This is a genomic window from Pseudomonas sp. GYB4201, from assembly GCF_056312595.1.
Window position 1 is genome coordinate 38,904 of the sequence record NZ_JBWGIG010000034.1, and the last position, 19,800, is coordinate 58,703.

General features: G+C 69.7%; 5 protein-coding genes and 1 pseudogene. 1 reads left to right on the forward strand and 5 read right to left on the reverse strand.

Annotated features, from left to right (window positions below):
* Positions 1-118 precede the first annotated feature (118 nt).
* Positions 119-676, reverse strand: coding sequence for a flavin reductase family protein (locus tag AC0Z2B_RS25310; RefSeq protein WP_476300269.1), 558 nt, complete (start codon positions 674-676; stop codon positions 119-121).
* A 177-nt stretch (positions 677-853) separates the two neighbouring features.
* Here AC0Z2B_RS25310 and AC0Z2B_RS25315 point away from each other — a divergent pair, with 177 nt between their 5' ends.
* A complete protein-coding gene (locus tag AC0Z2B_RS25315; protein ID WP_476300271.1) occupies positions 854-1,504 on the forward strand; it encodes a trypsin-like peptidase domain-containing protein in 651 nt (216 codons plus the stop codon).
* 9 nt (positions 1,505-1,513) lie between these two features.
* Here the strand turns inward: AC0Z2B_RS25315 and AC0Z2B_RS25320 are convergent, their stop codons facing one another.
* The 4 genes and pseudogenes from AC0Z2B_RS25320 to AC0Z2B_RS25335 form a co-directional block, all read right to left on the reverse strand.
* Positions 1,514-2,695 carry a beta-barrel domain-containing protein gene (locus AC0Z2B_RS25320; protein WP_476300273.1) on the reverse strand — a complete coding sequence of 394 codons (1,182 nt, stop codon included), beginning with the start codon at positions 2,693-2,695 and terminating at the stop codon, positions 1,514-1,516.
* Positions 2,692-4,851 (reverse strand): type I secretion system permease/ATPase, encoded by a 2,160-nt coding sequence (locus AC0Z2B_RS25325; protein ID WP_476300276.1) that lies wholly within the window; start codon positions 4,849-4,851, stop codon positions 2,692-2,694. Before AC0Z2B_RS25325 ends, AC0Z2B_RS25320 begins: the two co-directional genes overlap by 4 nt.
* Positions 4,848-6,263 carry a TolC family outer membrane protein gene (locus AC0Z2B_RS25330; RefSeq protein ID WP_476300278.1) on the reverse strand — a complete coding sequence of 472 codons (1,416 nt, stop codon included), beginning with the start codon at positions 6,261-6,263 and terminating at the stop codon, positions 4,848-4,850. Before AC0Z2B_RS25330 ends, AC0Z2B_RS25325 begins: the two co-directional genes overlap by 4 nt.
* 148 nt (positions 6,264-6,411) lie before the next feature.
* Positions 6,412-19,182: pseudogene (locus tag AC0Z2B_RS25335) on the reverse strand (BapA/Bap/LapF family large adhesin); the annotation flags it as partial.
* Positions 19,183-19,800 lie beyond the last annotated feature (618 nt).

Here is a 19,800-nt window from a genome sequence, read left to right on the forward strand (position 1 = left end):
CCGCCCGCCCGCCCGCGTAGCCGCTGCCGCAGGCTGCGCTGGCCCCGCGTCTCCCAGAAGATTCTCCGGGTTCACACCGGCCAGCGCAGCCTGACGGCAGCGGCTACGCAGTGTTGCGTCACGTCAGCATCGACGCCTTGAACAAGCGCTTGCGGTCGATGGTCTTGCCCGACAGCATGAACTGGCCCATGCCCTGGTAATGCAGGGTTTCGGGCTGGGCGGGCGAGGGGGCCACATGGGCCTTCACCACTTCGAAGATAAACAGGTTGTAGCCATCCACCATGGCGTCATCGTGCAACCGGCACTCGAAATTGGCGTGGCACTCCTCGATCAGCGGCGCCTTGACCTTGCTGGCCTTGCCCGGTGTCAGGCCGAAGTGCTCAAACTTGTCCAGCGCGGTGCCCGAGCAGTTGCCAATCCCCACCACCGTGTCCACCCACCTTGCCTCCGGCAGGTTGATCACGCATTCGCCACTGTTGCGCACCAGCTCGAACGAATGGTTGGCGCTGGATATCACGCAGCCGATCAGCGAGGGCGTGAACTCCATCACCATGTGCCAGCCCAGCGTCATGATGTTGGTCTGGTCTTGCCAGCGCGACGACAGCAGCACGATGGGGCCGGGTTCCAGGAAGTGGCGGACGTTGGCGACGGGGAAGGATCGTTTCGTGGCGGGCATGGGGATCTCCGGGTGGGTTGATCTCCCTTGTTTGGGTAGCACGGGCGGAAAAAATTCAATGAGTCAGACGATATTCAAAACAAATTGGATCCAGCCGAACGGTAGGCTCACCCTATCGACCGCATGATGGCACACTGATATATTTGCGCCATCACTCACCCACCCCAGCGTGAAGAAATGAACCCCCTCAAGTCGCTCCTGGCAGCCTGTGTGCTGCTCAGCGGGTGCAATGGAATGCCGACCGCTTACACCACGGACCCTGTCTATGACCAAGCCTTCGTCGTTCACTCAGGGGGGCCTTTGCCCTTTATGCTGATGGGCACGGCGGTGCAGTGGAACGCCGATTATGCGGTCACGGTGAAACACATTCCATACCTGCCCGGCGCCGTCTATCAGGGCCAGGCGGATGTGCAGTTCTTCCGCCACAAGGCCGAGGGTGCGCCGCAGTGGCGCGCCTATGTGCCGGGCGAGACGCTGACGGCGGTGGGCTTCAATTCCCTCTACGTGCCGGTGAAAGGCCAGGGCCGCGCGCTGCCGGCCATGGTGCGGCTGGACGCGAAGGAAGGCAACGTGATGTACGCCACCAACGATGCGCCCACGGCCAAGGGTATGTCCGGCGGGCCGGTGTTTGCCGCCGACGGCAAGGTGGTGGGGATCAACGTGGCGTACCTGACCCACGGCGACCTGGCGGGCCTCAAGCGCGCGGACCTGGCCAACCAACCGCGGGTCAGCGTGTTCCTGCCCTATGCCGAGATCAGCCGGGAGTGGAACCGTTACCTGGCGCAGTCGCAGCCGGTGAAGGCCCCCACCAACCTCGCCAGCCGCTGATGCAATTCCTTATCGTTCGCGCAGCGCTTCGCGCGCGCGGTTCAGGGGTTTGATCAGGTAGTCGAGCACGGTCTTCTCGCCGGTGCGGATGTCCACCGTGGCGATCATCCCCGGGACGATGGCGAAGGTCTTGCCGGCCTTGTTGCGCAGCACGTCGGCGTTGGTGCGGATGAACACCCGGTAGTAGAAGATCTCCGGCTTGGCCTGGTCCTGGATGGTGTCGGGGGAGATGGTCACCACCTTGCCGTCGAGGCTGCCGTAGATCGAATAGTCATAGGCGGTGATCTTCACCTTGGCGTCCTGGTCGGGGTGGATGAAGGCGATGTCGCGGGGGGCGATGCGCGTCTCGATCAGCAACTGCTCGTCCAGCGGCACGATCTCCATCAGCTTGCCGTTGGGCGGAATTACCCCGCCCACGGTGGTCACCTCGATGTCCTTGACCACGCCGCGCACCGGCGAGCGCAGGGTCATGCGTTCCAGCGAGTCGTTGCGGCCACGAATCACCGCCACCAGCATGTCCGCCTCGGCGTTGGCCTTGGCCAGGTCTTCGCGGGCACGCACCATGTAGTCTGAACGGGCCTCGGTGGCCTTGAGCTCCAGCTCCGAGCGCTGGCGGTTCAGGCGCAGCACTTCGACGCGGCTGGAGGCGCCGATCTTGGCCAGGTTCTGGGTGATGTCCAGCTCGCTGCGCACCAGCTTCAGCGATTCCTGGATGCCCGCCAGGGTGGCCTCCAGGCCGCGCCGACGGGTGGTGTACAGCGCGGTCTCGGCGCTGATCAGCTCGGGGTAGGCCTGCAGCGAGGGCGCAAACTTCAGCGGCGTGTCGTTGACCTCGGCCTGCAGGCGGTTGACGCTGGCCAGGGCGGCGCGGTACTTGGCCTCGCTTTCGCCGACGTTGGACTCGTTTTTCACCGGGTCCAGCTGCGCCAGCACCTCGCCGCGCTCCACCAGCGCGCCCTCGGTGACGTTCAGCTGCTTGACGATGCCGCCCTCCATGGACTGGATCACCTGCTCGTGGGAGCTGGGGATGACCTTGCCGGTGCCGGTGGACACTTCCACCACCTGGAACCAGTAGGCCCACACGAAGAAACAGCCGAGCATGAGCGCGCAGCCCCAGATCACCCGGGCGCCGCGCACCAGGCCGCGGTCGTCGTCGCCGTCCAGGTACGACGCGTGTTCGTAAGTGCTCATGCCTGCGCTCCTTGCGGTTGCTTGAGACGGGCGAGGGCGGCGTCGCGGTGGTCGTCGATGACGATGTGCCCGCCGTCCACCACGATGATGCGCTCCACCAGTTGCAGCAGGCTGACGCGGTGGGTGGCCACCACCAGGGTGCGGCCCTGGGTGAACTGTGCCAGCTGTTCCAGCAGCCGCCGCTCGGTGATGTCGTCGAGGCTGGCGGTGGGCTCGTCCAGCAGCAGCACTTGGGGCTGGCGCAGCAGCAGGCGCGACAGCAGCAGGCTTTGCCGTTGCCCGCCCGACAGGCCCTGGCCGCCTTCGAGGATCACGTGGTCCATGCCTTTGGGCAGCATCCGCACGAAGTCCAGGGCCCCGGTCTGCGACAGCGCGGCAAGGATCTCCTGGTCGCTGGCCTGGCCGGCGCCCAGGGTGATGTTGTCGCGCAAAGTGCCGTGGAACAGCCGCGCGTGCTGGGCCAGCAGGCCGACGTCGCGGCGCAGGTCGGCGGGGTCCAGGTGGGCCAGGGCGATGCCGTCCAGGGTGGTCTCGCCGGTGCTCAGGTCCATGCCGCCGGCCAGCGCCTGCAGCAGCGTCGACTTGCCGGCGCCGTTGCGGCCCAGAATGGCGATGTGCTCGCCGGGGCGGATGGTCAGGTTGATGTTGCTCAGGGCCGGCGCCGCTTCCTCGCTGTAGCGGAAGCTGGCCTGGCGGAACTGGTACTCGCCGCGAATGGCCGGCAGGTGCACGCGTTGGCTGCCCTGGGGGTGGTCCACCGGCAGCTGCATGATGCGGTTCAGGCCCTGCAGCGCTACCTTGGCCTGCTGCCAGCGGGTGAGCACGTGGGTGAGCTGGGCCATGGGTGCCATCATCCGCGATGACAGGATGGACGCAGCCACCAGGCTGCCGGTGGTCAGGTCGCCGGCGATGACCATGGGCGCGCCGAACACGATGACCACGGCGAACACCGCGCTCTGCACGTTCTGGGTCCAGGCCACCAGGCTGTTGGTGAGGTTGCGCAGGCGCAGGCTGCTTTCCGCCGAAGCGGCGTTGTAGTGGTTCCACTGCTGCTGGAAGCGCTGCTCGGCCTGCAGCGCCTTGATGTCGTCCAGGCCCTGGATGGCCTCCACCAGCATGGCGTTGCGCAGGGCCGCCTCGCGCATGGACTCGTTGGCCAGCCGCGCCAGCTTGCGCTGGGCCAGCATCCCGGGCAGCACCATCAGCACCAGGGCGACCACGGGTATGGCCACCAGGGCGCCGCCGATCAGGTAGAGCACCAGCAAAAACATCAGGAAGAACGGCAGGTCGGCCAGCGCCGTGGCGGTGCTGGAGGTGATCAGGTCGCGGATCTGCTCCAGCTCGCGCAGCTGCGAGATGAACGAACCGGTGGAGCGCGGCCGCGCCGAATTGCGCAGGCGCAGGGCGTGGCCGAACACCAGGTCGGAGACCCGCAGGTCGGCGCGCTTGCCCAGCAGGTCGGTGATGCGCAGGCGCATGATGCGCATCACGAAGTCGAACACCACCGCCAGCAGCACGCCGCCGAACAGCACGTAGAGGGTGGGCAGCGACTCGGCGGGAATCACCCGGTCGTACACCTGCATGGAAAACAGCACGCCGGCCATGCCCAGCAGGTTGGCCACCAGCGAGGCGATCATCACCTGGGTGTAGGGCCGCAGGTCGCGCAGCACGATGCGCCGGAACCAGTGTTCGTCGAAGGGTTTTACGTAGTCGTCGGTGCGCACGTCGCTGAGCACCTGGGTGGGCCGCAGCACCACCGTGCGAATGGCCTGGCCGGCGAGGGTGGCCGGGTCGATGCGGCTCTGCAGGCCCTGGTCGCCGCTGAAGACGATGCCCAGCTCGCCGTCCTCGCCCACGCTTTCCACCACACCCACCTGGCCGTCGCGCAACTGCACCACCAGCGGCGCGCGCCAGCGGCTGAGGCTGCGGCGGTCGAAGCCGGCGAACTTGACGCTCAGGCCGGCCTGGCGCGCCATGTGCCGCACCACGTCCTCCAGGCGCGCGTCGGGCTGCTGCGAGGCGATGCGAATGCTCTCCGGCGACACGTCCAGGCGGTAGTGGCGGGCGATGGTCAGCACCGCTTCCAGCCAGGGCGCGTAGTCGGCACGCGGCGGTGGCGCGGCAGGTTCGTGGTTGATGACGATGGCGTCGGTCATGGCAGGATCTCCACGTGCTGGATGGTGCTGTGGTCGATGCCGAAGGCGCGGCGCAGGCCGCCGCTGTTGTACAGGCAATCGATTTGCAGGCGGCGCGAGTCGGCCACGGTGTTTTCCAGGTCGAAGCGCGACTGGTAGATCTCCTGCTCGGCGTTGAGCAGGTCCAGCAGTGGCCGGGTGCCCAGCTCCAGGTACTGCTTGCCATACAGCTCGCGGGCCTGGCGGATGCTGGCTTCGCGGGTCTGCAGGGCGCCCAGGCGGCGGTTGAGGCTGGCGGTCTGCGCCTGGGCTTCGGTGAGGCCCTGGCGCGCCTGCAGGCGCGCGGCGTCCTCGGCCGAGTCGGCGGCGCTCAGGGCGTGGCCGGCGGCGCGGGTGCGGGCGCTGGTGGCGCCGCCCTGGTAGATCGGCACTTCCAGGTTGAGGAAGATACCCACCTGGGTGCGGTTGATGTCGGGGTTGTCCTTGTTGTAGTCGTTGTCCAGGTACTGGTTCAGCGACGGTTCCAGGGACAGGGTGGGGTAGGCCTGGGCCTTGGCGTTGGCCAGTTCGGCCTGGGCCTGGGTGCGCTGGGCCACGGCGGCCAGCACCGCGGGCAGGGCGTCGCCGTTGTCGGGGGCCTGGCAGGACTGCTCCAGGGCCGTGGCGAAGGCGTCGGTGACCTGGGGCACGCTGCGCCGCCCCAGCAGGTTGGCCAGGGTCGACTGCCAGCGCGCGTACTGGGCCTTGTAGTCCTGCAGGGTGGCCATGCCGCCGTCGGCGCGGGACTGCGCCTGGACCACGTCGGAGCGGGTGCTGGCGCCCATGTCGCTGCGCTGCTGGGCCAGCTCGACGATGTCGCCGATGCCCTTGATCTGGTCGCGGGCGGTGGCCAGCAAGTGCTGGTAGCGTTGCACCTCGATGTAGGCGTAGGCGGTGTCGCGGGCCACCTGGTCGATGGCCAGCAGGATGTTCGCCTGGCTCTGCGCGGCCTTGGCGCGGGCGGCGTCGACCGAGCTGTCGACCTTGCCGAAGTCGTAGAGCATCTGCTTGAGGGAAATGCTCACGGCCTGGGTGTTGCGGTTGCCGTCATAGCCGCTGTCATAGCCGCCCTTGATGCCGCCGGTGACCTGGGGGTAGTAGCCGGCCTTGGCGACGTTGATGTTCTCGCCCTGTTGCAGCAGGGTGCCCACGGCTTCGGCGATGCTGGGGTGCCAGTCCACGGCCACGCGAATGGCCTGTTCCAGGCCCAGGCGCTGCTCGCTGGCGCTGACCGTGCGCGGCGCCGCGGGTACCCGGGCGGCGTTGCCTGGGTTGGGTTGCAGTTTGGTCGGGCTGATGACGCTGAGCCCGGGGTCCAGATGATCGTCGGCAAGGGCCGACACCGTGATGCAAGGCTGCAGGCCGACGGACAGCACGACCGCCGACAACTTCAAAAGGCGAACTGGCTTCACTGGGTTCCCTTACTGTTATTAGGTTCTTCCTTAAACACCACCCTGTAGCAGCGGCCGCAGGCCGCGTCCGGCGCCATGGCTGACGGACCGCGTTGGCTGGGACGCGGCCGGCGGCCGCTGCTACGGGTTTCAGCACATGCACCCCGCTTTGTACCCACAGGTGGTGACTTGGGTCCTCCTGGGGGGTGTATTGGGTATAGTCGACGCCGCCCGATTGTTCGCTGGCGTCGGCCACCCAGGTGCTGCCGGTCATGTGCACGCTGTCGTTGCTGCCCCCCTTGATGATCAGTTTGTCGGCGCCGGTTTCGGTGACCGCGATGATGTCCGCCAGGTTCAGCGTCAGGCTCACGGTGCCGGTGTTGGTGAGGTCGATGATCTCGATGTTGTGGATGCGGCTGGCCAGGTTGCCCAGGTCGATGGTGGCGTCGCCACCGGCCCACTGCAGGGTGTCGGTGCCGGTGCCGCCGTCCACCGAGGTGAAGTTCTGGTCGTGGACGATCAGGGTGTCGTTGCCGGCGCCACCGTTGAGGGTCACCGCGCCGCCGTGGCCGGCGTCCAGGGTGTCGTTGCCGCTGGTGCCCTGGATGACCTCGGTGGTGGTGGCCACCGCCGCCGTGGTGGCGGCGCTGCTGTCGTCGCTGACCAGCGCCAGGGCCGAGAAGGTGGCCACGGCGCCGGCCTGGTTGAGGTCGATGGTCAGGGTGGCGACGTCGGTGGTGCCGTTGGGGTGGGTGAGCTCGTAGGTGAACACGTCGGTGTGGCCGATCACCGCGTCGGTCAGGCCGGCATTGAGGGTGTACACGTAGCTGCCGTCGGCGTGCACCAGCAACGACCCGTAGGTGCCGGTCAGCGTGGTGCCGTTGTAGCCCGGCGTCACGTAGGTGCCGGCCAGCAGCACGCTGAGCACGGTGTAGGCCGAGCCCAGCACGTCGGCGCCACCGCCGGCGGTGTCGGTGAGCAGGTTGCCGGTGACCGGGGTGTAGCTGCTGACCACGTTCTGGTTGGTGTAGGTGGCGGCGTTGGTGATGCTGGTGGTGATGGTGCTGAGAATGCCCAGCCCGGTCACCGCCACTTTCACCTGGTAGGTGCCGGCGGTCTGGTCGTCGAAGGTCACCCCGTAGTTGTTGCTGCCCAGGCTCAGCAGCGAGCTGCCACTGACGGTTTTCACCACCACGTAGACGCCCGAGCTGTTCATCTTGTACAGCGTCACCGTCAGGCCACCGGCCACGCTCAGCAGGTTGCTGGCGTTGAGGGTCACGGTCAGGTCACTGACCGTGTTGCTGGCGACGCTGGTGGTGTAGGTGGCGCTGCCGCCCAGCAGCGGCACGTTGAGGGTGCCCAGGGTGGAGGTGCTGGTGACCTCCTTGGCGGCCAGGGTGATGCTGGTGCTGGCGATGTCGTTGGTGGCGTCCACCACCACGGCCGGGCTGGCCAGGTTGGTGCTGCTCCAGGTTTCCGTGGCCTGGGGGCTGTCGATGCGCACGTAGAGGGTGGCGGTGGCGGTGCCCGCGGTGGGGTGCACCAGCTCGTAGCTGAAGGTGTCGACCTTGCCCACGCTGCTGGTGCTGCCGTTGGCGGTGTAGGTGTAGCTGCCGTCGGCATGGATCACCAGGGTGCCGTACAGGCCCTGCACCGTGGTGCCGGCGCCGCTGGCGACGGTGACGTAGCTGCCGTTCACCAGCACCTTGAGCACCGCGAGGTTGTTGGGCCCCAACTGGTCGGCGACGCCGCTGGTGCCCAGGTCGGTGAGGACGTTGCCGGTGGTGGCGGCACCGGCGGTGCCGGTGAACTGGGTGAGGCTGGTGGTCTGCAGCGCCAGGTCGCTGGTGACGGTGGTCAGCAGGCCGATGCCGGTGCTGGAGACGACCAGTCTATAATCGCCGGCCAGCAGCGTGCCGATCTTCGCCTGCACCTGTTGCGAACCCAGGGTCAGCAGGTCCAGCAGGCCGCCGTTGCCGTTGATGTCCAGGGTCACCCAGGCGCCGCTGGCGTCCTTGACCTGCAGGGTGTAGACCACGCCGTTGAGCAGCGACACCAGGCTGCCGGCCGTCAGGGTCAGGGTCGGGGTGCCGGTGGTGCCGGCGCTGATGCTGAACGAGTAGGTCTTGGAGAAGCCCGACAGCAGGGTGCTGAACGAGTCCGAGTAATGGGCGGTGCTGCTCACCGGCACCAGGTTCACCGTGGCGGTGGCCAGGTCGTTGCTGGCCACCAGCGGGATGTTGGCGTCGATGTTGGTGGCCACCACGGTGGCGCCGGTGGAGACGTTGCCGCTGCCGTCGGTGAGGCTGACGGTGAGGGTCTCGCCATGGTTCTGGGCGCTGCCCAGGGTGACGCTGAACAGCCCGCCGCTGAGCACGGTGGCGGTGCCCAGCACCAGGCCGCTGGCGGATTTCACCGTGACCGTGCTGCCGGCCTCGCCGCTGCCGGTCAGGGTCAGGCCGTCGGCGCTGACCACAAGGCCCGTGGCTGCTGCCGGCGGGGTGAGGTCGGGCGCGGTGGCGGTAGCCGCCACCGAGACGTTGCCGCTGGGGTCTGCCTGGGTGACGGTGAGCACCTGGCTGTTGATTTGCGCGGCGATCGCCACCGAGAAGCTGCCGTTGGCTGCCACCGTGCCGGTGCCCAGCACGGTGGTGCCCGAAAGCACCTTGACGGTGGAACCGGCCACGCCGGTGCCGGTGACCAGGGTGCCGCTGGCGTTGACCACCACGCCAGTGGGCGCGGCCGGGGCGGTGATGTCCGGCGCGGTCAGGCTGGCGGCGGCCGAGACGTTGCTGGCGGCGTCGGTGAGGCGCACGGTCAGCACCTGGCCGTCCAGTTGCGCGCTGTTCAACGTGAGGGTGAAGGTGCCGCCAGCGCCGACGGTGCCGGTGCCCAGGGCGGTGCCCGCGGCGTTGGTGACGGTCACCGTGGCGCCGATTTCGCCGCTACCGGTCAGGGTCAGGCCGTTCGCTGCCAGACTGACGCCGGTGGGCGCCGCCGGAGCCTGCACGTCGGCGGCGATCAGGGTCGAGGTGGGCGACACGTTATGCGCCGCGTCGGCCTGGGTCAGGCTCAGCACCTGGCCGTTGAGCTGGGCGCTGCTCAGGGTCACGGTGAAGGTGCCCGCGGCGTTGACCACCGCGGTGCCCAGGGTGGTGGTGCCGCTGACCACGGTGACCGTGGCGCCGGCTTCGCCCTTGCCGGTCACCTGCAGGCCGCTGCTGCTCAGCGCCAGGTCGGTGAGGGTGGCGGGGGCAGTGACGTCGGTGGCCACCAGGGTGGCGGTGGCCGAGACGTTGCCGGCGGCGTCGGCCTGGCTGACGTTGAGGGTCTGGCCGTTGAGCTGCGCCGCGTTGAGGGTGACGGCGAAGACGCCGCCGACCACGGTGGCAGTGCCCAGCACATCGCCGGCGCTGCTGCGCACGGTGACGGTGGCGCCGGTTTCACCCACGCCCGACAGCACCAGCCCGGCGCCGTTGAGGCCGAGCACGCTGGGGGCGGCGGGCGCGGTGGTGTCAGGGGCGGTGAGGGTGACCGCGGTCGAGCTGTTGTGGGCTGCGTCGGCCTGCACCGCACTGAGCAGCTGGCCGTTGGTTTGGGCGCTGCTCAGGGTCACGCTGAACGTGCCGGTGGCCCCCACCGTGCCAGTGCCCAGCACAGTGCTGCCGTTGCTGACCGTGACCGTGGCCCCGGCTTCGCCCCGGCCGGTGACGATCAAGCCGGTGACGTTGAGCGCCAGGTCGCTGATCGGGTCCGGCGCGGTGGTGTCCGCGGCTACCACGGTGGCGGGCAGCGAAGCGCCGCCGGTGCTGGTGGTGGCGGTGACCGACAGGGTCTGGCCGTTGGTCTGCGCGGCGTCCAGGGTCAGGGTGAACAACCCGCCGACCGTGGTCGTGCCGGTGCCGATCACCGTGCCGCTGGCGTTGTACACGGTGATGGTGCTGGAGGCCTCGGCCACGCCCGTCAGGGTCAGGCCGTTGGCGGCCAGCACCAGGTCGCTGGGCGCGTCCGGCGCCGGGTTCACCGGCACCGTCAGCACGGCGTCGAGGGAGTGGTTGCCCGCCGCGTCGGTCAGCACCACGTTCAACACGTCGTTGGCGTTGATGCCGGGGTTCAGGTTGATGACGAAGCTGCCGTTGGCGCCCACGGTGCCAGTGCCCACGCTGGTGCCGCCGGCGTTGGTGACGGCCACGCTGGCCCCCACTTCGCCGCGGCCGGCCAGCTGGCTGTGGTCGGCGCTGATGCTCAGGTTGGTGGCTGCGTCCGGCGCCGTGATGTCGGCAGTGGCGTAGGTCAGGGGCAGGGAATGGTTGCCGGCGGCATCGGTGGCCACCACCGACAGCACCTGGCCATTGGCCTGGGCCGGGGTCAGGGTGACGTGATACTGGCCATCAGCGCCGGTGGTGACGGTGCCCAGCAGGGTGCCGGCGGCGTTGGTGACGCTGATGACGCTGCCGATTTCGGCGGTGCCGTTGAGGGTGCCGCCGTTATTGGTCAGCGAGGTCACCAGCGGCGCCGTCGGCGCGGTGATGTCCCGGGCGTCGAGGGTCTGCGCCGTCGAGGGGTTGAGCGCGGCGTCGGTCTGGATCACCGACAGCTGCTGGCCATTGAGCTGGGCGCTGGTGAGCAGGACGCTGAAGGTGCCATCAGCGGCCACGGTGGCGGTGCCGATGGGCAGGCCGCCGGAGGTGACGGTGACGATGGCATTGGCCTCGCCGGTACCGGTCAGCACCAGGCCGCTGTTGCTCAGCGCCAGGTTGTCGACCTGGGCCGGCGGGGTGACATCGGCCGCGGTGTAGAGCAGGGCTGCGCCGTGGTTGCTGGCGCCATCGGTCTGCACCAGGGTCAGCACCTGGCCGTTGAGCTGTGCGGCGTTGAGGCCGACGCTGTAGCTGCCGTCGGCGTTCACCGTGGTGGTGCCCAGGGTGGTGCCGGTGGCCGAGGTGACAACCAGGGTGGCGCCGGCCTCGCCGGTGCCGGTCAGGGTCAGGCCGTCGGCGCTCAGGCTGGTGACCACCGGCGCGGCCGGGGCCGTCACGTCCAGGGCGGTGAAGGCGGTGGCGGTGGCGTTGTTGCCGGCCCCGTCCTGTTGCACCACCGACAGCACCTGGCCGTTGAGCTGGGCGCTGGTCAGGGTCAGGGTGAAGGTGCCGTCGGCGGCCACGGTGCCGTTGCCCAGCACGGTGCCGGTGCTGGAGGTCACGATGACGCTGGCGCCGACCTCGCCGGTGCCGCTGAGGACCAGCCCGGCGGCGTCCAGGGCCAGGTTCTGCACCGGGTTGGGCGCGGTGGTGTCCGGCGCGAGCAACGTGGCGGTGGCCGAGACGTTGCCGGCGTCGTCGGTCAGGGTTACCCACACGGTCTGGCCGTTGGTCTGCGCTTGCCCGGCGCTCAGGGTGACGAGGAAGTGCCCGGTGTTGTCCACCGCGCCGCCGTTGATCACGGTGCCGTCGGCCAGGGTGATTTTCACCGTGCTGCCGACTTCACCCGTGCCGGTCACTACCGTGCCGGTGGCGTTGAATTGCAGCTGGGCGGGCACGTTGGGCGGCGTCAGGTCCGGCGCGATAATCAGGGTCGGGCTGCTGACGTTGCCGGGTGGGTCGGCCTGCTGCACGCTCAGTTGCTGATGGTTGACCTGCGGGGTGCTCAGGCTGACAGCGAACGAGCCGTCCGCCAGCACCACGGTGCTGCCCAGCACGGTGCCGGCCGCGTCCTTGACGGTGACGGTGGCGCCCGCTTCGCCGGTGCCGGTCACCAGGGCGCCGGCGGCGTTGATGGCGACGTTGGCCAGGTCTGCCGGCGGGGTGAAGTCCGGGGTGGTCAGGCTGGTGGCCGGCGAGACATTGCCGGCGGCGTCGGCCTGCACCAGGGTCAGCACTTCGGCGTTGGTCAGCGCCGGGCTCAGGGTCAGGGTAAAGGTGCCGGTGCTGCCGACCACGGCCTGGCCCAATGGGTTGCCGTTGGCGTCAGTGACGGTGACGGTGGCCCCGGCTTCGCCGTGGCCGGTGATGCTGGCGCCGTCGCTGCCGATCGCCAGTTGCGTGAGCGCGGCTGGCGCGGTGGTGTCCACCGACACGTGGTTGGTGGCCGCCGAGGTGTTGCCGGCGGCGTCGGTCAGGGTCACCGCCAGGGTCTGGCCGTTGGCCTGCGGGGTGTTCAGGGTGACCTGGAAGGTGCCGTCCAGGCGCACGGTGCCGGTGCCCAGCAGGGTGCCATCGGTGCCCATCACCTTGACCGTGGCGCCGGCCTCGCCGCTGCCCGACAGCACCAGGCCGTCGCTGCTGACGCTGGTGACGGTAGGGGCGTTCGGCGCAATCAGGTCAGGCGCGGTGAGGTTGACGCTGTTGGATTCGTTGCCGGCGGCGTCGGTCTGGCTGAGGCTGAGCACCTGGGCGTTGGTTTGCGGGGTGGTCAGGGTCAGGCTGAAGGTGCCATTGGCGCCGACCACGACGCTGCCCAGGACAATGCCGCCCTGGCCCAGCACGGTGACGGTGGCGCCGGCTTCGCCGCGGCCGGTCAGCGCGGCGCCATCGGCCGCCAGGTGCAGGTTGCTCAGCGGCGCCGGGGCGGTGACGTCGGCCGCGGTGAGGCTGGCCGGCAGCGAGTTGATGCCGTCGCTGGAGGTGGCGTTGGCCGCCAGCACCTGGCCGTTGAGCTGGGCGCTGGCCAGGGTGACGCTGAAGGTGCCGTCGTTGAGCACCAGGGCGCTGCCCAGCAAGGTGCCGGCGGCGTTGTGCACGCTGACGGTGCTGCCGGCGGTGGCGGTGCCGCTCAGGGTCAGGCCGTCGGCGCTGAGCACCAGGTTGGCGGGCGCAGGTTCGGCCAGGGTGCCCGGCGCGGTCACCGAGGCGCTGGGCGAAGCGTTGCCGGCGGCGTCGGTCTGCACCACGCTGAGGTTGCTGCCGGCGCTGGCGCTGGGGCTCAGGCCGACGCTGAAACTGCCGTTGCTGCCCACCACTACGGTGCCCAGCAGGGTGCCGCTGGCGTCACGCACGGTGACGGTGGCGCCGGCTTCGCCGCTGCCGGCCAGGGTGGCGCCGTCGCTGGCCACGGCCAGGTTGGTCACGGCCAGCGGTGCAGTAGTGTCGGCGGCGGTGAGGCTGGCCGGGCTGGAGACGTTGCCGGCCGCGTCGGTGGCGGTCACGGTCAGGGCCTGGCCGTTGGTTTGCGCGCTGTTGAGGGTGACGTGGAACACGCCGTCGCTGCCGCTGGTGATGGTGCCCAGCACGGTGCCCTGGGCGTTGGTGACGGTGACGGTGCTGCCGGCCTCGGCGTGGCCGGTCAGCTGCAGGCCGGCGCCGTTGAGTGCCAGGTCGCTGGGGCTGGCCGGTGGCGTCAGGTCCACGGCGGTGATGTCCACGGCGGTGGAGACGTTGCCGGGCGGGTCTTCCTGGGTCACGGTGAGCACCTGCGCGTTGAGCTGCGCGGTGTTGAGGGTCAAGGTGAACGCGCCGTTGGCGGCCACCAGGCCAGTGCCCAGCAGGGTGTTGTCGGCGCTGTAGACATGCACGGTGGCGCCGGGCTCGCCGTGGCCGGTGACGGTGACGCCGTCGGCGTTGATCGCCACCTGGGTGAGGGCGGCGGGTGGCGTGGTGTCGGGGGCCACCTGGGTGACCGAGGCGGAGGTGTTGCCGCTGGGGTCGGTCTGGCTGACGTCGAGGACCTGGCCGTTGGTTTGCGCGGTGGTGAGGGTCACCGAGAAGCTGCCGTTGCTGGCCACCACGGCGCTGCCCAGTGGGTTGCCGTTGCTGTCGGTGACGTGCACGGTGGCGCCGGGTTCGCCGCTGCCGTTGAGGGTGGTGCCGTCGTTGCTGATGGTCAGGCCGCTGACCACCGCCGGCGGGGTGGTGTCGACGGTGGCCAGGGTTGCGTCGGCGGAGACGTTGCCGGCGGCGTCAGTGAGGCTGACGTGCAGGGCGGCGCCATTGGTCTGGGCGCTGGCCAGGCTGACCTGGAAGTTGCCGCTCTGGTCCACCGTGCCGGTGCCCAGCAGGGCGCCGTTGGCGTCGCGCACGGTGACCGTGGCGCCGACCTCGCCGGTGCCGCTGACCACGGTGCCAACGTTATTGATCGACAGGTTGGCGGCCGGGTTCGGCGCGGTGAGGTCGGGGGCCTGGGTGCTGGCCGGCTGCGAGACGTTGCCGGCGGCATCGCTCTGGGTCACGGTCAGCGCCTGGGCGTTGAGCTGCGGAGTAGTGAAGGTGACGACGAAACTGCCGTTGCTGGCCACCAGCGCGGTGCCGACCACGGTGCCGCTGGCGTCGGTCACCGCCACGCTGGCGCCGGCCTCGCCCTTGCCGGTGAGGGTGCTGCCGTTGGCTGCCACGGCGACGTCGGTGGGGGCGTCGGGGGCGGTGCTGTCGCTGGCCACCACGGTGGCCGGCACCGAGGTGTGGGTGCCGTCGCTGGCGGTCACGTGCAGGGTCTGCGCGTTGACCTGGGCAATGCGCAGCAGCACGCTGAAGCGCCCGCTGCTGTTGACCACCGCGGTGCCCAGGCTGGCGCCGCTGCTGTCCAGCACGTTGATGGTGGTGCCGGCGGTGCCGCTGCCGGTGAGGGTGCTGCCGTCGCTGGCCAGGGCCAGGTCGCCGGGGCTGGCGACCTGGGTGCCGTCGGGGCCGGCCACGGTCCCGGGCTCGGACGTGTTGTTGGCCGCGTCGGTGCTGGTCACGCTCAAGGTGCTGCCGTTGGCGGCCGGGGTGGTCAGGGTCACCACGAACACGCCATCACTGCCTGCGGTGCCGCTGCCCAGCAGGGCACCGCTGCCGTCGCGCACGGTGACGGTGCTGCCGGCCTCGGCGGTGCCGGAGACCTGGCTGCCGTCCGGGGTCACGGCGAGGTTGCCCGGCTGTGCCGGGTTGGTGGTGTCCGGGGCGGTGACGGTGGCCGGCAATGAGGTGTAGTTGCTGTCGGAGGCCGTGACCTGGAGGACTTCGGCGTTGAGCTGCGCAGAGGGCAGGGTGGCGGTGAAGTGGCCGTCGCTGCCGGCAGTGACGGTCACCAGCAGGTTGCCGTCGGCGTCCATCACGCGCACGGTGCTGTTGGCCTGGGCGAGGCCGGTGAGCGTGGTGCCGCTTGCGTCCACCAGCAGTTCGCTGGGCGCGGGTGGCGCGGTGAGGTCCGGCGCGGTCAGGGTCTGGGTGGCCGAGGCGTTGGTGGCGGCGTCTTCCTGGTGCACGCTCAGGGTCTGGCCGTCCAGCTGCGCGGGGCTCAGGGTGACGCTGAAGCTGCCGTTGCCGGCCACCACGGCGCTGCCCAGCAGCGTGCCGCTGGCGTCGCGCACGTACACGGTGTCGCCGGCCACGCCGGTGCCGGTGACGGTGGCGCCGTTGGGGCTGATGGCCAGGTTGTCGAGGCTACCGGGCGGCGTGGTGTCCGGCGCGGTGAAGCCGGCATCGGCGGAAACGTTGTTGTGCAGGTCGGTCTGGTTGACGTGCAGCACCTGGCCGTCGGCCTGGGTGCCGCTCAGGGTCACGCTGAAGGTGCCGTTGTCGTTCACCGTGGCGAAACCCAGCAGGGTGCCGTCCTGGGCGTAGACGCGCACGGTGGCGCCGGCCTCGCCGACGCCGCTGAGGGTGTTGCCATCGCTGCTCAGGGTGAGCTGCGTGGGCGCGTCGGGGGCTTGGGTGTCCGGGGCGGTCAGGGAGCTGCTGGGCGACGGGTTGCCGGCCGCGTCGGCCTGCGCCACGGTCAGGGTCTGGCCGTTGATTTGCGCGGTGCCCAGGGTGATCTGGAACAGGCCGTTGCTGCCCACCACGGCGCTGCCCAGGGAGGCGCCGTTGGCGTCCTTGATGGTGACGGTGGCGCCCACTTCGCCGTGGCCGCTGACGACGGCACCGTTGGCGGAAATGCTCGCGTCGGTGATCTGCGCCGGTGGCGTCAGGTCGGGGGCGGTGACGCTGGCGGGCGTCGACGGGTTGCCGGCGGCGTCGGCCTGCACCACCAGCAGCGCCTGGGCGTTGGTTTGCGGGGTGGTCAGCAGGACGCTGAAGTGGCCGTCGGTACCCACCGTGGCGGTGCCGATCACGGTGCCGGACGGGTCGCGCACGGTGATGCTGGCGTTGGCTTCGCCATTGCCGGTCAGCTGCGTGCCGCTGGCGTTGACCGCCAGGTCGGTGACCGGGGCGGGCGCCTGGGTGTCGGGGGTGACGTAGCTTACCGGGCCGGCGCCGTTGCCGGTGCTGTCGGTGGCGCTCACCAGCAGGGTCTGGCCGTTGTGTTGCGGGCTGCTCAAGGTGACGCTGAAGGTGCCATCGGCGGCCACCACGGCGGTGCCGAGCACGGTGCCGGTGGTGCTGGTGACGGTGATGTGCGCGCCGGCCTCGCCGACGCCGCTGAGCACGGTGCCGGCGCTGTTGACGGCCAGGTTGCCCGGTTGCAGCGGGCCGTCCAGGTCCGGTGCGTTGATGTCGGCGGCGGCCGAGGGGTTGCCGGCGGCATCGGCCAGGGTCACGTGCAGGGCCTGGCCATCGACCTGGGCGCTGGCCAGGGTCACGCTGAAGCTGCCGGTGGCCGAGACCACGGCGCTGCCCAGCACGTTGCCGGCGGCGTCCTTGACGGTGACGGTGGCGCCGACTTCGCCGCGCCCGGTCAGCAGCAGGCCGTTATTGCTCACGGCCAGGTCGGTGGCCGGGGCGGGGCCGGTAATGTCGGGGGCGGTGACAGGGACGCTGACCGAGACTTCGCTGTTGCTGTCGGTGGCCTGCACGTTGAGCACTTCGCCGTTGGCCTGGTTGGGGAGCAGGTTCACGATGAAGGTACCGTCTGAAGCCACCACGCCGACGCCGACCACGGTGCCGTTTTTGTCGAGCACCTGGATCGCATTGCCGGCGGTGCCGGTGCCGCTCAGTTGCGAACCATTGTCGTTGACCTGCAGGTTGGCCGGCGTGCCGGGACCGTCGGCGTCCGGGGCGACCACGACAACCGCGGGCGAGGCGTTGCCGGCGGGGTCGGCCTGGGTGATGCGCACGATGTCGCCCTCGGTAACGGGCGGTTGCAGGGTGACTTCGAAGGTGCCATTGACGTTGACCACGCCGCTGGCGATGACCACGTTGTTGCTGTCGCGCACGGTGACGGTGGCGCCGGGCTCGCCTGTGCCCGACAGCGCCTGGCCATCGGCGCTGATCACCACGTCGGTGACCGCGTCGGGGCGGGTAGTGTCGGCGGCCACCAGCTGCGTGGGCGTGCTGGTGTTGCCGGAGGCGTCGGTGGCGGTGACGTCCAGGTGCTCGCCGTTGGTCTGGGCGCTGCTCAGGGTCAGGCTGAAGGTCCCGTCGGCGTTGGCACGGGTGAGGCCGATTACCTGGCCCTGGTTGTCATGCACCAGCACCCGCGAGCCGCCTTCGGCGGTGCCGCTCAGGGTCAGGCCGTCGGCGCTCAGCACCAGGTTGCCGGGCTGCGCCGGGGCGGTGAGGTCGGGGGCGGTGAGCGCGACGTTGGGCGAGACGTTGCCGGCAGGGTCGGTGAGGGTTACCTGCAGGGTTTGGCCGTCGTTTTGCGCCGGGCTGATGCTGATGCTGAACAGGCCGTCGCTGCCGACCACGGCGGTGCCCAGCACGGTGCCGTTGGCGTCGATCACGGTGGCGGTGGCGCCGGCTTCGCCGTGGCCGCTGACCAGGCTGCCGCTGCCGCTGATGGCCACGTCAGTGGCAGGTGCGGGCGCGGTGGTGTCCGGCACGCTGAGGTCGGGCGCTTGCGCGGTGGCGGCGGGCGAGCTGTTGCCGGCGGTGTCGGTGTCGATCACCGTCAAGGCCTGGCCGGCGGTTTGCGCCGGGGCGAGGGTGACGCTGAAGCTGCCGTCGCTGGCCACCAGGGCGGTGCCCAGCACGGTGCCGTCGGCGCCTTTCACGGTGATGGTCGAGCCGGCTTCACCGGTGCCAGTGAGGGTGGTGCCGTCGGCGTTCACCGCCAGGTTGCCGGGCACGGCCGGCGGGGTGGTGTCGGCCGCGACCAGGGTGCCGGGCGCCGAGCTGTTGCCGGCGGCGTCGGTGAGGGTGACGTTGAGTGTCTCGCCGTTGGTCTCGGCCTGGTTCAGGGTTATCTGGAAGTGCCCGTCGCTGCCCACGGTGCCGGTGCCCAGTACGTTGCCGGCGCTGTCGCGCACGGTCACGCTGCTGCCGGGTTCGCCGTTGCCGCTCAGGGTCAGGCCGTCGCCGCTCAGGGCCAGGTCGGCGGGGGCGGCGGGCGCGGTGGTGTCCGGCGCCACGATGATGCCGGGCGCCGAGGTGTTGCCGGCGCCGTCGGTGAGGGTCACGTCGAGGGTCTGGCCGTTGTTCTGGGCGCTGCCCAGCGGCACCTGGAAGCTGCCGTCGCTGCCCACGGTGCCGGTGCCCAGCACGTTGCCGGCGCTGTCGCGCACGGTCACGGTGCTGCCGGGTTCGCCCAGCCCGCTCAACAGCAGGCCGTTGGCGGACAGCGCCAGGCCCGTGGGAGCGTCGGGTGCGGTGGTGTCGACAGCGCTGCCACCACCGCCGCCGCTTCCGCTGCCGCCGCCGGTGCCTACCGCGGCTGCCGTGGCGCCGCCCGCCCCCAGCAGGCCGAGCCCGGCGATGGCCCATTCGGGCGTGGCACTGCCGACCACGGCAACGCCAGCCAGCAGGTCGTCGATGGAAGAGACTTCGGCAAAGGTGAAGCCATTGAAGCTTTCAGCGCTGTACTGCGCCTGCCACAGGGTGCCGTTGTCACCCTGGAACACCATGTCGCTGTGCACGCCCTGGGGGTTGGCTTTGAAGAAGTTGTCCACCCGCACCTGTTCGCCGTTCTTCAGGTGCAGCACCGCGGCATCGCCGCTGCGGCCAACGGACGCTACCTGCTGGGGGGGCACGGGGATCTGTACGACGGCGGGGTCTTGCAGGGAAACGTTGCCAAACGCTTGGGCAGTGACTTGGGCAGTGGCTTTGTCAGCGACGACGATATTGTCCATTATCGGCTCTTCCTTTCGCTTCTTCCGTCACCACACAGCAAATGGCGTGGTGATCGCTACGGCTCGCCGGGCACGGCAACGCCGAAAAATCCTGTACGAATTGGATCCTTCATGTATAGCAAATGGATACGAAAGCGTCGGCTAGCTTGGGCGCTAGCAGCGATTGCGCGACAGGCGGCAGAGGGATTGGGCGGGGGTAATCTAGGTATGACCGGGGTGTTTGGAAAAGGTGCTTTTTTTGTACAGGTTTTTATCAATAGGTACGTAGCAGCGGCCGACGGCCGCGTCCTATACCTGGCACACCGCAGCGAATCCGGACGCCGATTGCGATGCATGCAACGCGTTTTCTGTAGCAGCGGCCGAAGGCCGCGTCCAAGGTGCCGCGTTATTTCCGGCACACCGCAGCGAATCCGGACGCCGCCTGCGGCAGCTGCTACAGGGATGCGCGCACCGCCGATTGCGATGCATGCAACGCGTTTTCTGTAGCAGCGGCCGACGGCCGCGTCCAAGGTGCCGCGCTATTTCCTGCACACCGCAGCGAATCCGGACGCCGCCTGCGGCAGCTGCTACAGGGATGCGCGCACCGCCGATTGCGATGCATGCAACGCGTTTTCTGCA